12 protein-coding genes and 1 pseudogene are annotated in these 13,910 nt (G+C 60.9%); 7 read left to right on the top strand and 6 right to left on the bottom strand.

Going from position 1 to position 13,910, the window contains the following annotated elements:
- Nucleotides 1-14: 14 nt before the first annotated feature.
- From AOA59_RS01450 to AOA59_RS01440, 3 genes are read right to left on the bottom strand one after another with little or no spacing between them, the layout of a single operon-like run.
- Entirely contained in the window at nucleotides 15-2,300 is a 2,286-nt protein-coding gene (locus AOA59_RS01450) for a TonB-dependent receptor (RefSeq protein ID WP_099485590.1), read from the bottom strand.
- A gap of 23 nt (nucleotides 2,301-2,323) precedes the next feature.
- Nucleotides 2,324-3,064, bottom strand: coding sequence for an energy transducer TonB (locus AOA59_RS01445; protein ID WP_099485588.1), 741 nt, complete (start codon nucleotides 3,062-3,064; stop codon nucleotides 2,324-2,326).
- A gap of 2 nt (nucleotides 3,065-3,066) precedes the next feature.
- Nucleotides 3,067-3,474, bottom strand: coding sequence for a biopolymer transporter ExbD (locus AOA59_RS01440; RefSeq protein WP_056859640.1), 408 nt, complete (start codon nucleotides 3,472-3,474; stop codon nucleotides 3,067-3,069).
- 235 nt (nucleotides 3,475-3,709) lie between these two features.
- Between AOA59_RS01440 and AOA59_RS01435 the strand changes: the two are divergent.
- Both AOA59_RS01435 and AOA59_RS01430 read left to right on the top strand, forming a co-directional pair.
- A pseudogene (locus AOA59_RS01435) lies at nucleotides 3,710-3,823 on the top strand (GNAT family N-acetyltransferase); the annotation flags it as partial.
- On the top strand, nucleotides 3,820-5,394 hold the full coding sequence (locus tag AOA59_RS01430) for an alkaline phosphatase (protein ID WP_099485586.1): 1,575 nt from the start codon (nucleotides 3,820-3,822) through the stop codon (nucleotides 5,392-5,394). The pseudogene AOA59_RS01435 and the gene AOA59_RS01430, both read left to right, overlap by 4 nt.
- A gap of 268 nt (nucleotides 5,395-5,662) precedes the next feature.
- Here AOA59_RS01430 and AOA59_RS01425 read toward each other — a convergent pair whose 3' ends face one another.
- A complete protein-coding gene (locus AOA59_RS01425) occupies nucleotides 5,663-6,289 on the bottom strand; it encodes a hypothetical protein (RefSeq protein ID WP_099485611.1) in 627 nt (208 codons plus the stop codon).
- Between the two features lie 89 nt (nucleotides 6,290-6,378).
- Here AOA59_RS01425 and AOA59_RS01420 point away from each other — a divergent pair, with 89 nt between their 5' ends.
- Nucleotides 6,379-7,311, top strand: coding sequence for a LysR family transcriptional regulator (locus AOA59_RS01420; protein WP_099485585.1), 933 nt, complete (start codon nucleotides 6,379-6,381; stop codon nucleotides 7,309-7,311).
- 152 nt (nucleotides 7,312-7,463) lie between these two features.
- Here the strand turns inward: AOA59_RS01420 and AOA59_RS01415 are convergent, their stop codons facing one another.
- Together AOA59_RS01415 and AOA59_RS01410 are read right to left on the bottom strand one after the other, a co-directional pair.
- On the bottom strand, nucleotides 7,464-7,871 hold the full coding sequence (locus AOA59_RS01415; RefSeq protein ID WP_065931709.1) for a PA2817 family protein: 408 nt from the start codon (nucleotides 7,869-7,871) through the stop codon (nucleotides 7,464-7,466).
- Nucleotides 7,872-7,946: 75 nt separating this feature from the next.
- Complete coding sequence (locus AOA59_RS01410; protein ID WP_069788774.1) at nucleotides 7,947-10,394, bottom strand: acyl-CoA dehydrogenase; 2,448 nt, start codon at nucleotides 10,392-10,394, stop codon at nucleotides 7,947-7,949.
- A 178-nt stretch (nucleotides 10,395-10,572) separates the two neighbouring features.
- Between AOA59_RS01410 and AOA59_RS01405 the strand changes: the two genes are divergently transcribed.
- The 4 genes from AOA59_RS01405 (at nucleotide 10,573) to AOA59_RS01390 (ending at nucleotide 13,761) form a co-directional block, all read left to right on the top strand.
- The gene (locus tag AOA59_RS01405; protein ID WP_099485583.1) at nucleotides 10,573-11,244 is read left to right on the top strand and encodes a transglutaminase family protein; all 672 of its coding nucleotides are present in this window, start codon (nucleotides 10,573-10,575) and stop codon (nucleotides 11,242-11,244) included.
- Between the two features lie 56 nt (nucleotides 11,245-11,300).
- Nucleotides 11,301-11,918: a glutathione S-transferase family protein gene (locus AOA59_RS01400; RefSeq protein WP_099485581.1), complete on the top strand. Its 618-nt coding sequence runs from the start codon at nucleotides 11,301-11,303 to the stop codon at nucleotides 11,916-11,918.
- 134 nt (nucleotides 11,919-12,052) lie between these two features.
- A complete protein-coding gene (locus AOA59_RS01395) occupies nucleotides 12,053-12,985 on the top strand; it encodes an ABC transporter ATP-binding protein (protein ID WP_056859647.1) in 933 nt (310 codons plus the stop codon).
- Entirely contained in the window at nucleotides 12,982-13,761 is a 780-nt protein-coding gene (locus tag AOA59_RS01390) for an ABC transporter permease (RefSeq protein ID WP_058420148.1), read from the top strand. The genes AOA59_RS01395 and AOA59_RS01390 overlap by 4 nt, the downstream gene beginning before the upstream one ends.
- Nucleotides 13,762-13,910: the final 149 nt, after the last annotated feature.

Raw genomic sequence — 13,910 nt, 5'->3', positions numbered from 1 at the left:
TCTCAGGTGATTAATCAGAAATTCGCTTCCAGGGAAACCGTGACGGTACGGTCCAGGCCGACGATGTAAGCCGGGTCGCCATCGCGGAAACCGCTGTAGCTCGCCGCGTTGGTCTTGGTGGTGTACACGCCGTCCAGGTACTTCTTGTCAAACAGGTTGTCGACGTTCAGGCGCAGGGTGGCGTCCTTGACCACTTTTTTGTCCACGGGCAGGTAGATACCGGCGCCGAGGTTGAAAACGGTGCGTGCCGAGATGGCCTCGTCGTTGGTCAGGTCGCCGTAGAGCTTGCTGGTGAACTTGCCGCCGAAGGTGCCGTAGAAACGCCCGTCGTCGTAGCCGATGTTGGCTGCCAGCATGTTGGCCGGTACGTTGGCGAACTGCTTGCCGCTGGTGGGCAATACGATCGGTTTGCCGGCGCTGAAGACGGTCAGGTCATCCTGCTGCTTGGAGCTGGTGTAGGTGTAGGAGGTGTAGTAGTTGAAGTTGTGCGGCAGCTTGCCGCTCCACTCCAGTTCCAGGCCTTTGTTGATCACGGTGCCGGCGTTGATGTCGGCCGAATCGCCGTTGCTGTCCAGGGACGTGAGCTGGCGGTTCTTGAACTGCATGTAGAACAGGGTCGCGGCGAGGGTCATGTCTTCGCCGGTGTAGCGCCAGCCCAATTCCTGGTTCCAGCTCAGTTCCGGCTTGGAGTCCAGCGAGCCCACGCCTTTGTCGTACAACACGTAGTTCTGCGGGATACGCATGTTGCGCGAGAGGCTGTAGAACAACTGGTCACGCTCGTCGAGCTGGTATTTCAGACCGGCGTTGGGCAGCAGCTTGTTGTAGGTCTGGTTGGCCTTGCCCGGTTGCTCGGTGAGGCTGCCGTGGTTGGTGCCCTCACGCTCGACATTCATGTAGGCAAGGCCGGCGATCAGGGTCCAGTCCGAGTTGATGTACCAGGTGTCCTGGGCCCAGACTTTTTGCGCCGGCGTCACGGTGTAGCGGTCGCGACCTTGTACGGTGTTGCCGTTGGCGTCGACCACGGAGCTGGCGTCCGGCCAGGTGTCGCTGGGCTTGCCGCTGTTTTTGAGGGCAATGAACGGTTGGGTCTGGCTTTGGCGGGCGCGTTCGTACCAGTAGCCGAATTGCAGGCTGTGGTCGCCCAAGTCCCAGTTCAGCTTGGTGGTGATGCCCGGACGCCAGGTCTGGGTGCGCGAAGGGCGGTAGTAGACGCCCGTCGTCGCGGAGCCGTCGGCGTTGTATTGGGCCTGCGTCGGCAGGTTGCCAAGGTCGAACACGCCGCCTTTGTTGGAGCCGCTGTTGAGTGCATAGGCGGAGGAGCCCACGCCACTGCCGTTGCCGTAGTAGTAATACGGGATCACCGAGAGCGACAGATTATCGCTCAGCTTGTACTGAGTGTTGAGCACGGCGGTGAAGGTCTGGAACGGGTTTTGTGCCAGGTCGTAATAGCTGCTGATCTTGCCGTTGGAGCCCAGCGCCGGCTTGGCCGGGTAGGGGTCATACTTGCGGCCGAACTGCTGGAACTGCGCCTTGGTCAGTTGGCTGTAACTGTTGTTGTCCTGCTCGTGGTACTTGAGGATCAGGTTGGCGGTGTTGCCGTTGCCGGCGTCGAAAAAGCTGTTCCACTCCACCTTGTCCGCACGCACCGCGCCCGAGCCGCGCCACATCTGGCCTTCGGTGTGGGAAGCCGACAGCCAGTTGGAGAGGCCGTTGACTTCACCGGTGTTCAGGCGCGCGAAGGTCTTGCGGGTGGCGTTGCTGCCCACCACTTGTTTGACGAACGCACCGGTTTCCTTGGTGGGGCGAATGGTCACGATACCGATGTTGCCGCCGCTGGAACCGATGTGCGGGCCGTCGGCTTCCGACGAGCCCTGGGTGACGAAGATCTGGTCGATGTTTTCCGGATCGCCCAATAAGTTGGAATACAGCGCGTAGTTGCCGGAGTCGTTGATCGGCATGCCATCCACCGACATACCGACCTGGTCGGAGTTCATGCCGCGCATGGTGAAGCGAAAGCCCGACAGACCGGTGTTGTCCTCACTGGAGATGTTCAGGCCCGGCGTGTATTTGAGCTTGTCGATGGCGTTGCCGGTGGCGGTTTGTTTGTCCAACGCTTCCTTGGTGATGGTCGAGCGGCCCTTGGCGCTCTCTTCCTGGACCATGTAACCGCCCCCCGCGGTCGCCTTGCCTCCCTGAACTCCGATGGTGCCGACGTCACTGTCGCTGGTAGCTGCCATGACCACTGCGTGGGTCATGCTTGTCGCGGCAACAAGTGCCAGATGAATACGTGTGAACCTCATCACTGTCGTCCTGGTGTCGGTGCTTATTGCACGCTGTAGTTGAAGGTGGCGGTGAAGCGTTGTTCGTTACGTCCACCGAAGGCTTGTTCGGGGAACGGCTTGACCTGCTTGATGCGGCGCAGGCTATTGGTAGCGGCCCGATTGAGCAGCATGCTCGGCGCCGGGGTCTGGATCCCGGCATCAAGGACGCGGCCTTGTCGATCCACCATCAACCACACCACCACCTCACCGCTGGGGCGTTCGAGGGACGCCTGGCGCCCGGTGGGGTATTGCTTGTAAGTGTCCAGCTCGTTGCGCAGCCCCTTGAGGTAACCGCCTTCCAGTGCCTGGCCATCCACTTTGGGCGGTGCCGGTGGCGCGGGCGGCGCAGGTGTCGGCGCGACAGGGGCCTGTACCGGCTTGGCCGCAACCGCTGCGACTGGCGCTGGAGTCGGAATCGGAGTCGGTTTGGCCGCCACCACGGGCTTGGGTTTGGGCACCGGCTTGGGCTTGGGTTCAGGTTTTGGCAAGGGCTTGGGCGGTGGCGGCGGCGGGGCCGGTTCGGCCTCTTCGTCTTCGATCACCGGCGGTGGCGGCTCTTGCTCGACCACAGGCTCGGGAACCACTTCGGGTTCGGGCTCGACCAGGGCCAGTTCGACCGCCGACTCGTCGTACTGCGGCTGGATTTTCAACGGTTGGGACTGGATACCCAGTGCAATCAGCACCAGGGCGATCAGGGCCGGGACACTGCCCAGCAGCTGACGCGCACGAAACAGTACATACATGATCAAGACTTACGCGTGGCAATGGACACGGAGGTAAAGCCACCCAGGCGCAGGGTGTCCATGACTTCCACCAGGCGCGAAACCTCCACACCTTTGTCGCTGTTGACGATGATGGTCGACTTGGTATCAGGCTTTTCTGCGGCCTTCAGCGTCGGCACCAGAGCGTCGACCGTGAGGTCCTTGCCGTCGAGTTGCAGTTGGCCTTGCAGGCCCAGGGTCAGAATGAATTTATTCTGCGGCTTGAGTTGCTGCGAGCTGCTGGCGCTGGGCAATTGGGTCTTCATGCCGAGTGCCGGAATCACGTTCAAACTCACCAGTACGAAAAACACCAGGAGGAACATCATCACGTCGATCATGGGGATCAACTCGATGTGTGCCTTGCGTTTCTTGGGTTCATCCCAGGTTCTCATTCTGTTACCCCGTCGTTGAATTAGGGGCGACACGCTAACAACCAAAAATGACCGAATGGTTAACTTTAATTGACGTTTTAAAGGCTCTAGGACGCGTCTTTCAGCGTTTTAACCGGGCACTTTGATGACGTAATGCAATTGACACGAAGGCAGTACACTCTGGAAGAATTTACTTCAAGAGCTGCCGCGTATGTCCATTGCATTGCCTCAATTGTCGATCCCGCAACGCAGGGGAAAAATTGGCCTGCGCTTTGAAGGCTGCCTGCGTCGGGCGTTTCTCAAAAATGGCGTGTACGAAGACCTGCAGGGCTTTGCCACCGTGCGTGAGGACTGGGAGCGCGCGTTGTGAGTGACGCAGTGGACCATGGCAGGCGGCGAGTCCTTACCGGGCTGGCGGTCGCTACCGCGTTTGCAATTCTCAGCCCGTTTGCGCGCAGTGCCGGGGTGGATTACCCGTTCACCCTCGGCGTGGCCTCGGGCGACCCGCTGCCGGATGGTTTTGTGATCTGGACGCGCCTGGCGCCGTTGTTCAATGCAGCCGATGGCAGCGGTGGGCTGAAGCGCGCGGTGCCGGTGCGCTGGCGGGTGGCCAGTGATGCGGCGATGACGCGCATTGTTAAGCAGGGCGAAGTCATGGCGACCGAGCGTTTCGCCCATTCGGTGCATGTTGAAGTGGCCGGGCTTGCGGCGGGCCGGCCGTATTGGTACCAGTTCGAGGGCCTCGGCGCGCAAAGCCCGGTGGGCCAGGCTCGTACCACGCCACCCTGGCAGGCGATGGCCTCGGCTCGGCTGGGGTTTGTTTCCTGCTCGCATTGGGAGCGCGGTTACTTCAGCGTCTATCGTCACCTGGCGGCGGAGCAGCCGGACCTGGTGTTTTTTCTCGGGGACTACATTTACGACAGCTCTTACGCCGCTGACTCGGGAAAAGTCATTCGGTGCCATGGCAGCGGCAACGCCAAGAGCTTGAGCGACTACCGCAACCGCTACGCGCTGTACAAAACCGATCCGGACCTGCAAGCGCTGCACGCCGCAGCGCCCAGCGTGGCGACCTGGGATGACCACGAAGTGCAGAATGACTACGCCAACCGCTGGTCCCAGGACCCGAAGATTCCCGTAGCGCAATTTCTCCAGCAGCGGGCGGCGGCCTACCAGGCGTATTACGAGCACATGCCGCTGCGCGCCAGCAGCGTGCCGAAGGGGCCGGACATGCGTATTTACCGGCGCCTGGACTACGGCCGCCTGGCGCGTTTTCATGTGCTGGATGGGCGCCAGTATCGCTCCGAGCAACCCTGCATCCAGGCCAACGGCAGCCATCAGGGGCATATCGCCGCCAACACTTGCAGCGACCTGCGCGACCTCGGTCGCACCATGCTCGGCTGGCAGCAGGAGGCCTGGCTGGACCAGGGCTTTGCCCAGTCGCAGGCGCAGTGGAATGTGATCGCCCAGGACTTGCTGGTGGCGCCCTTGATCCAGCGCGACCTGACCAGCCACAAGGTCGGCCATTGGACCGATGGCTGGGACGGCTACATGGCCAACCGTTCACGGATGCTGGCGTCCATCGAGCGTCACAAGCTCAGCAACCCGGTGTTCTGGGGCGGTGATATCCATTCCTTCTGGACCACCGACCTGCATGCCGACGCCAACAACCCGGATTCGCCAGTGATCGCCACTGAGTTTGTCGGCAGTTCGGTGACCTCTGACGGGCCGCCCTTTGAGGCGTTCAGCAAGATCCTGCCGCTTAATCCGCATGTGAAGTTTTTCGACAGTCGCCAGCGTGGGTATGTGTCGGTAGAGCTTGCGGCTCAGAAGATGCTGACGAACTTTCGGGTGATAACTGACCCGCGCGATCCCAACGCCACGGTGTCGACCCTCAAGTCGTTTGTGGTGGAGCCGGGGCGGGCGGGGGCGATTGCGGTTTAGCGCACTTGTCGGTTGTAAATACTCAATGTGGCGAGCGCGGGGGGATTTGTGGCGAGCAGGCTTGGTGTGGCGAGCGGGCTTGCCCCGCGTTGGGCTGCGAAGCGGCCCCAAAACCAGGCGCTTATGTTTGCCTGAAAAAACGCGGTGACTGTATTAGGGCCGCTTCGCAGCCCAACGCGGGGCAAGCCCGCTCGCCACACCAAGCCCGCTCGCCACAACAGCCTGCTCATCACAACAAGCCCGGTGACCACAAAAGCCGCGTGGTCTGTCAGTTGATTTCGTAACGCACCGACAGCGCGCCTTTTTTCTCCGACAAGGCCAGGATGGTCACCTGGCCCAGTTCGCTCAACGCTTGCACATGGGTGCCGCCGCAGGCGTAGGCAGGCAGTTCGCCGAAACCCACTTCGCGGGCGCCGTCTTCCAGAGTCATATGGCGCGGGTAGTCGGCGGCGATCCATTGGTTGACCTGTTGCTGGATTGCCTCGGCGTCGATGGCCTGGGCCATTTCGCCACGGATAAAGGTGATTTTGCATTCGCCGGGCCAATGGTGGGCTTTGATCGGCATCCAACCGAAGCTTTCCCCCGCATTGCCGATCAGGTGCCCGGCCGAATGCAGGCGCGTGTAAAGGGCGCGGCGTTGTTCGTCGACCCGTGCGCTGATCGGGCCGGGCTGCACAGGCTGGTCCACGTAGTGCACCACACGGTCAGCCTCCTGAGTCACGCGCAGCACCTGGCTGTCGCCCAGCCAACCGGTATCAAAGGGTTGCCCGCCGCCTTGGGGATGGAAAATAGTCGACTGCAAGGTGACGGCAAACAGGCCTTCGTGCGGCGTGCAGCTCAGCACTTCAAGCTCGGCAGTCAGATGGTCGTGGGTGAAAAACAGGCGCTCGGTCATCATTTACATCCGCATCAGGGTTCTACGGGCAGTATAAATAGTGCGTGGATGGGTGATAATCCGTTCAATTATCAATGGACCTGTGCGTCATGAGCATCAATCTTCCTTTGCCACTGCTGGGTGAAATGGCGATTTTCGTCAAAGTCGTGGAGACCGGCAGTTTCTCCGAAGCGGCGCGACAGCTGAGCGTTTCACCCTCAGCAGTGAGCCGCAGTATCTCGCGCCTCGAACAGGCGCTGGCTACGCGTTTGCTGCAACGCACCACGCGCAAGTTGCGATTGAGCGAAGGCGGTGAAGAGGTGTTCAAGCGTTGCCAGGAGATGGTCAACGCGGCGCGTTCGGTCATGGAGATCAGCGGCCAGTTCACCCATGAGGCCGAAGGCCTGGTGCGGGTCAGCGTGCCCAAGGCGGTGGGCCGGTTTGTGGTGCACCCGCATATGCCGGAGTTCTTGCGGCGCTACCCCAAGGTGGATGTGCAGTTGATCCTGGAAGACCGGCATGTGGACTTGATCGACGACAATGTCGACCTCAGCATCCGCATCACCGACAGCCCGCCGCCGGGCTTGGTCGGCCGCCAACTGTTGCCCATCGAGCATTTGCTGTGTGCCACGCCGCAGTACCTGGCCGAGCAGGGTACGCCTGAACATCCCCATGATTTGCTAAAACACAGCTGCATTTACCTGGGGGAAACGCCGGGGGATTCACGCTGGAAGTTTCGTCAGGGCGCCAAGGCGGTGACCGTGGGCGTGCGCGGGCGCTACGCCGCGAACCACACCGGCGTGCGCCTGGATGCGGTGTTGCAGCATGTGGGGATTGGTAGCTTGCCTTACTTCACGGCGCGCCACGCCCTGGAGGCGGGGAACCTGGTGCAGGTATTGCCCGAGTGGGATTTTATTGCGTCCTACCATGGCGAGGCGTGGTTGCTGCATTCGCCCACGCGGTATCTGCCCCCGAAGTTGCGGGTGTTTATTGATTATCTGGTGGAGTGTATGGCGAAGGAGCCGACATTGCGCCGAAGGTAGGAGTGCGGTCCAACTGTGGGAGCTGGCTTGTGTGGGAGCTGGCTTGCCTGCGATGCAGGCGACTCGGTCTATCAGTTAAACCGAGGCGATACAATCGCAGGCAAGCCAGTTCCCACACAAAAGCAATTTACTGCACACGGTCTTAGCTGGACTCAGTGCTTGCTCTGATCCTGCGGCATGGCCAGCAGTTGTTTTTCCTGGTTCCAGTCGAACGGCTCGTCGTTCTGTTCGGCTTCGTAGCGACGTTCTTCCAGGGACTGATACAGGTCCAGTTCTTCATCGGGCATGAAGTGCAGGCAGTCACCGCCGAAGAACCACAGCAGGTCGCGGGGCACCAGATGGGCGATTTGCGGGTAACGCAGGATGACCTGGCTCATCAGGTCCTGGCCCAGGTACTGGCTTTCGATCGGGTCGATCGGCAGCAGGGCGCGCAATTCGTCGAAGCGCTCCAGGAACAGGGTATGGCTTTCCTCGGGCACCTGTTCGGCTTCGCCGACGGCAACCAGGATGCTGCGCAAGTGGTCGAGCAAGACGAGATGATCGGCAACGACGTTGGACACGAGATAAGTCCTCTAAAGCAAAAACGGGCGCGAGAGTATATAGCTCACGCGCCCGTTTTTATATGACCGCCTGACTCAGCGGATTTTACCCTCAGCCTGGGTCAGCTCTTCCTTGCTGAAATCATCCACATCGATCACCTTGCGGCGCGCGGCTTCGGCATCGCGCAGGGTTTGCGCTTCGGCCGGTTGCAATACGCCCGCGTGCAGCGCCGCGTCGATGGCATGCTCGCCGGCGGCCGGTTTGACCTGGCCGCTTTTGAGCGCGGTGTGGAGTTTTTTCTGCAAGGGGTGGCTGGCACTCAGCAGGTCGTAGGCATGTTGCAGGGCGCCCACCGGGTCTTCTGCCGATTGCGGGCGATAGCAACCCGCCAGCAACTCTTCCAGGGTCGGGTCGCCTTTGGCACGCCCAATCACTGCAGCCACCTCGGCGTCCAGCGCATCGGACGGCCCGGTGTGGCGACGGCCGAACGGGAACACGATCACCCGCAGCAGGCAACCGAGCACCTTGTTGGGGAAGTTGCTGAGCAGTTCATCCAGGGCACGTTCCGATTCACCGAGGCTTTCTTCCATGGCCCAGGCGAACAGCGGCTCCAGGTGATCCGGCGAGTCCAGGTCGTGATAACGCTTGAGCGCCGCCGAGGCCAGGTACATATGGCTCAGCACATCACCCAGGCGCGCCGACAGGCGTTCGCGGCGTTTCAGCTCGCCACCGAGTAGCATCATGCTCAAGTCGGCGAGCAGGGCGAACGCGGCGGCCTGGCGGTTCAATGCACGGAAATAACCCTGGCTCAAACGGTTGCCCGGGGCTTTTTCGAAGTGACCGATGCCGAGGTTCAGCACCAAGGTGCTGGCAGCGTTGCTCACGGCGAAGCCGATATGTTGCATCAGCAGGCCATCAAATTCCTTGAGCGCCTGGTCATGGTCTTCACGGCCGGCCAGCGCCATCTCCTTGAGCACAAACGGATGGCAGCGGATTGCGCCCTGGCCAAAGATCATCAAGTTGCGCGACAGGATATTCGCGCCTTCCACCGTGATGAAGATCGGCGCGCCTTGCCAGTTGCGGCCCAGGTAGTTGTTGGGGCCCATGATGATGCCCTTGCCGCCATGCACATCCATGGCGTGGCTGATGCACTCGCGACCGCGCTCGGTGAGGTGGTACTTGAGGATTGCCGACAGCACCGAAGGCTTTTCGCCCAGGTCGACAGCGTTGGCAGTGAGCATGCGCGCGCTGTCCATCAGCCAGGCGTTGCCGCCGATGCGCGCCAGGGCTTCCTGGATACCTTCAAAGGCCGACAGCGGCACGTTGAACTGCTCACGGACTTGAGCGTATTGGCCGGTGACCAAACTGGTGAACTTGGCCGCGCCGGTGCCGACCGCAGGCAGCGAGATCGAACGGCCGACCGACAGGCAGTTCATCAGCATCATCCAGCCCTTGCCGAGCATTTCCTGGCCACCGATGAGGAATTCCAGGGGAATGAACACGTCCTTGCCGGAGTTTGGGCCGTTCATGAACGCGGCGCCCAACGGCAAGTGACGACGGCCGATTTCTACGCCGGGGGTGTCGGTGGGGATCAGCGCCAGGCTGATGCCCAGGTCTTCTTCTTCGCCCAGCAAATGGTCCGGGTCATGGGCCTTGAAGGCCAGGCCGAGGAGGGTCGCGACCGGGCCAAGGGTGATGTAGCGTTTTTCCCAGTTCAGGCGCAGGCCCAGGGTTTCCTTGCCTTCCCATTCACCTTTGCAGATCACGCCGGTGTCGGGCATGGCGCCGGCGTCGGAGCCGGCCAGCGGGCCGGTGAGGGCGAAGCAGGGGATGTCGTCGCCACGGGCCAGGCGCGGCAGGTAGTGGTTGCGTTGTTCGTCGGTGCCGTAATGCAGCAGCAACTCGGCCGGGCCGAGGGAGTTGGGGACCATCACGGTGGAGGCGAGGTCGCCGCTGCGGGTGGCGAGTTTCATCGCGACCTGGGAGTGGGCATACGCCGAGAACCCCTTGCCGCCATACTCCTTGGGGATGATCAGGGCGAAGAAACCGTGGGTCTTGATGTGCTCCCAGGCAGCGGGCGGCAGGTCCATGGCCTGGCCGATTTCCCAGTCGCTGACCATCGCGCAGAGTTCTTCGGTAGGGCCGTCGATAAACGCTTGTTCTTCTTCGGTCAGTTGCACCTTGGGGTAGGCCAGCAACTTGTCCCAGTCGGGGCGACCGCTGAACAGTTCGCCGTCCCACCACACGGTGCCGGCGTCGATGGCGTCGCGCTCGGTCTCGGACATCGGCGGCAGGACTTTCTGGAACCAGCTGAACAGCGGTTTGGTGAAGTATTGGCGGCGCAGGTCGGGCAGCAACAGGGGCACGGCCACGGCGGCGATCAGCACCCAGAGGATGACCAGCAGCCAACCCGGTGCATGGCTCCAGGCCCCCATCGCCAGCAGGTAGACGGCAACCACGCCCAGCGCAGGCAGGGGCGCGGTGCGGCGGTGTGCCAGGTAGGCAATGCCGACCACCAGAACCAGTATCCACAACAACAGCATATTCAATCCTCCGTGAAACCAAGGGCGAAACCACCATGGAGCTTAGTCGGCATCCGAAAAAGCGCGGTGGCGAGGGTGTAACGAGTTGTGCTGGCGCACGCCGACATTTGGCCGAATCGTCGTTATCTCCACGGCAGACCTGTCGTTAGACTCAAGGCTTCCCTTGGAGATAAAGCTCATGGATACGTACCTGAGTCCCAGCCGCTTCATCGATAGTGACCACCCTGCGGTGGTGGAGTTCGCCGAAAAACATCGCGGAACCCGCCCGGATTTAAGTGACCAGGCGGTCAGTCTTTACTACGCCGTGCGTGAGGCGATTCGCTACAATCCGTACACCTTCAGCCGTGACCCGAACACCCTCAGTGCCAGCTTTGCCCTGGCCACCGGCGAGAGCTACTGCGTGCCCAAGGCCACCTTATTGGCCGCCTGTGCCCGCCATTGCGGGATCCCGGCGCGCATCGGCCTGGCGGATGTGCGCAATCATTTGTCGACACCGCGCCTGCTCGCGCTGCTTAAAAGTGATGTGTTCGCCATGCATGGCTATACCGAGTTGTACCTGCACGGTCGCTGGGTCAAGGCCACGCCGGCGTTCAACAGCCAACTGTGCGAGTTGTTCGACGTGCCGCCGCTGGCGTTCGATGGGGTTAACGACAGCGTGTTCCACGCCTTCAACCGCCAGGGGCGGCGCTCGATGGAATACGTGCTGGACCACGGCCAGTTCAGCGATGTGCCCGAAGCGTTTTTCTTCGAGCATATTCAGCAGTGTTACCCGCACCTGTTTGTCGGCGACATGCCGATCTCGCTGAAGGACATGCACAGCGACATGCAGAGCGATTTAAGCCGCGCGTGAACCGGCGTATGCTGCTGCGTTCATCAAGCCATGTTCATCAACGATAAGGCGCGGTCATGCTGAAAATCTGGGGGCGTAAAAATTCATCAAACGTCAGGAAGGCACTGTGGTGCGCCGAGGAGCTCGGCCTGGACTATGAGGCAATTGATGCGGGCGGAGCTTTTGGTGTGGTCGACACCCCGCAATACCGGGCCTTGAACCCCAATGGCCGGGTGCCGATGATCGAAGACGGCGACTTTGTGTTGTGGGAATCCAACACCATCGTGCGTTACCTGTGCGCCAAGAGCGCGTCGGATTTTTACCCTAATGATCTGCAAGCGCGGGCCAGCGCCGAGAAGTGGATGGACTGGACCACGTCCACGCTTGCCGATCCGTTCAAGGCCGTGTTCTGGGGCATCCTGCGCACCCCGGCGGAAAAACAGAACTGGGACAGCATCAATGCCGGGCGCCAAGCCTGTATCGATGCGCTTGAAACCGTCGACCAGGCCCTCGCCAGGCAACCCTACCTGTCCGGCGAGCATTTCGGCATGGGCGATATCCCCTTGGGTTGCTTTGCCTACGCCTGGTTCGAGATGCCCATCGAACGCCCGGCAATGCCCAATCTAGAGGCCTGGTACCAGCGCCTTAAAGACCGCCCGGCCTACCGCAAGGCCGTGATGACCGCGTTGACTTAATACTGACTATTAATACAGGTGACTGTACTTGTGCGGCGCGGGCAAGCACCATGCTTGTCATGCGCCGCCGTTGAACTACGTGCGCTGCGCGCTTATCTACTCTTTCTATTCCCTTCTCTGGTGCGTAATCCGATATGAGTTCCGCTCTGTCCATCCGGCAGCTAACCAAAACCTACGGCAACGGTTTCCAGGCCCTGAGTGGTATCGATCTGGACGTTGCCGAAGGTGACTTCTTCGCCTTGCTCGGTCCCAACGGTGCCGGCAAATCCACCACCATCGGCATCCTCTCCACCCTGGTCAACAAAACCAGCGGCTCGGTGAATATCTTTGGCCATGACCTGGACAAATCCCCGGCGGCGCTCAAGCGTTCCATCGGCGTGGTGCCCCAGGAATTCAACTTCAACCAGTTTGAAAAGACCTTCGACATCGTCGTGACCCAGGCGGGCTACTACGGCATCCCGGCGAAAATCGCCAAGGAACGCGCCGAGCAGTACCTGACTCAGTTGGGCCTGTGGGACAAGCGCGACGTGCCTTCGCGTTCGTTGTCGGGCGGTATGAAGCGCCGCCTGATGATCGCCCGCGCGCTGGTGCATGAACCGCGCCTGCTGATCCTCGATGAGCCGACCGCCGGTGTGGATATCGAGCTGCGCCGTTCGATGTGGACCTTCCTCACCGAGCTGAACGAGAAGGGCATCACCATCATCCTCACCACCCATTACCTGGAAGAGGCTGAGCAGCTGTGCCGCAACATCGGCATCATCGACCACGGCACCATTGTCGAGAACACCAGCATGCGCAACCTGCTGGGCCAGCTGCATGTGGAAACTTTCCTGCTGGACCTGAAAAACAACCTGTCGGTGGCGCCGCAACTGCTCGGCTACCCAAGCCGCCTGGTCGATGGCCACACCCTGGAAGTGCAGGTGGACAAGGCCATGGGCATCACCGCGTTGTTCACCCAGCTGGCGGCCCAGAGCATCGAAGTGCTGAGCCTGCGTAACAAAACCAATCGCCTTGAGGAGTTGTTCGTGTCCCTGGTGGAGAAAAATCTGGCGAAGGTGGCGGTATGAGTTCCGAACTGCAACCCAACCTCGTCGCGCTGCAGACCATTGTTTACCGCGAAGTGAAGCGCTTTACCCGGATCTGGCCGCAGACCCTGCTGCCGCCGGCGATCACCATGGTTTTGTACTTCGTGATCTTCGGTAACCTGATCGGCCGCCAAATTGGCGACATGGGTGGCTTCACCTACATGGAGTACATTGTGCCGGGCCTGATCATGATGTCGGTGATCACCAACTCCTACGGCAACGTGGTCTCGAGCTTTTTCGGCAGCAAGTTCCAGCGCTCCATCGAAGAACTGATGGTTTCGCCGGTGTCGCCGCACACCATCCTGATCGGCTACACCCTGGGCGGCGTGCTGCGCGGCTTGATGGTGGGTGTGATCGTGACCTTGCTGTCGCTGTTCTTCACCCACCTGCAGGTGCATCACCTGGGGGTCACCATTCTGGTGGTGGTACTGACGGCGACGATCTTCTCGCTGCTGGGCTTTATCAACGCCGTGTTTGCACGCAACTTCGATGATATTTCGATCATCCCGACGTTTGTGCTGACACCACTGACTTACCTGGGCGGGGTGTTCTACTCCATCACCTTGCTGCCGCCGTTCTGGCAGACCGTGTCGCTGGCCAACCCGGTGTTGCACATGGTTAACGCCTTCCGCTACGGCATTCTTGGCGTGTCGGATATCAAGATCAGTGTGGCGATCACCTTTATGCTGGTGGCGACCGTGGTGCTGTATGTCGGCTGCGCGCGGTTGCTGGTGAGTGGGCGCGGGATGCGTACCTAAGCCGTTAGCTGCAATAAAAAACGGCCTCCAAGTGAGGCCGTTTTTTATTGACTGTAGGCAGGGCCAATGTGGGAGCTGGCTTGCCTGCGATAGCGATGGGTCAGGCAGCCATTGTTTAACTGACAGACCGCCATCGCAGGCAAGCCCGC

The sequence above is a fragment of the Pseudomonas sp. 2822-15 genome, assembly GCF_002742515.1.
GTDB classification, from domain to species: Bacteria; Pseudomonadota; Gammaproteobacteria; order Pseudomonadales; family Pseudomonadaceae; genus Aquipseudomonas; species Aquipseudomonas salomonii.
This window is presented reverse-complemented; position numbering and strand designations above follow the sequence as displayed.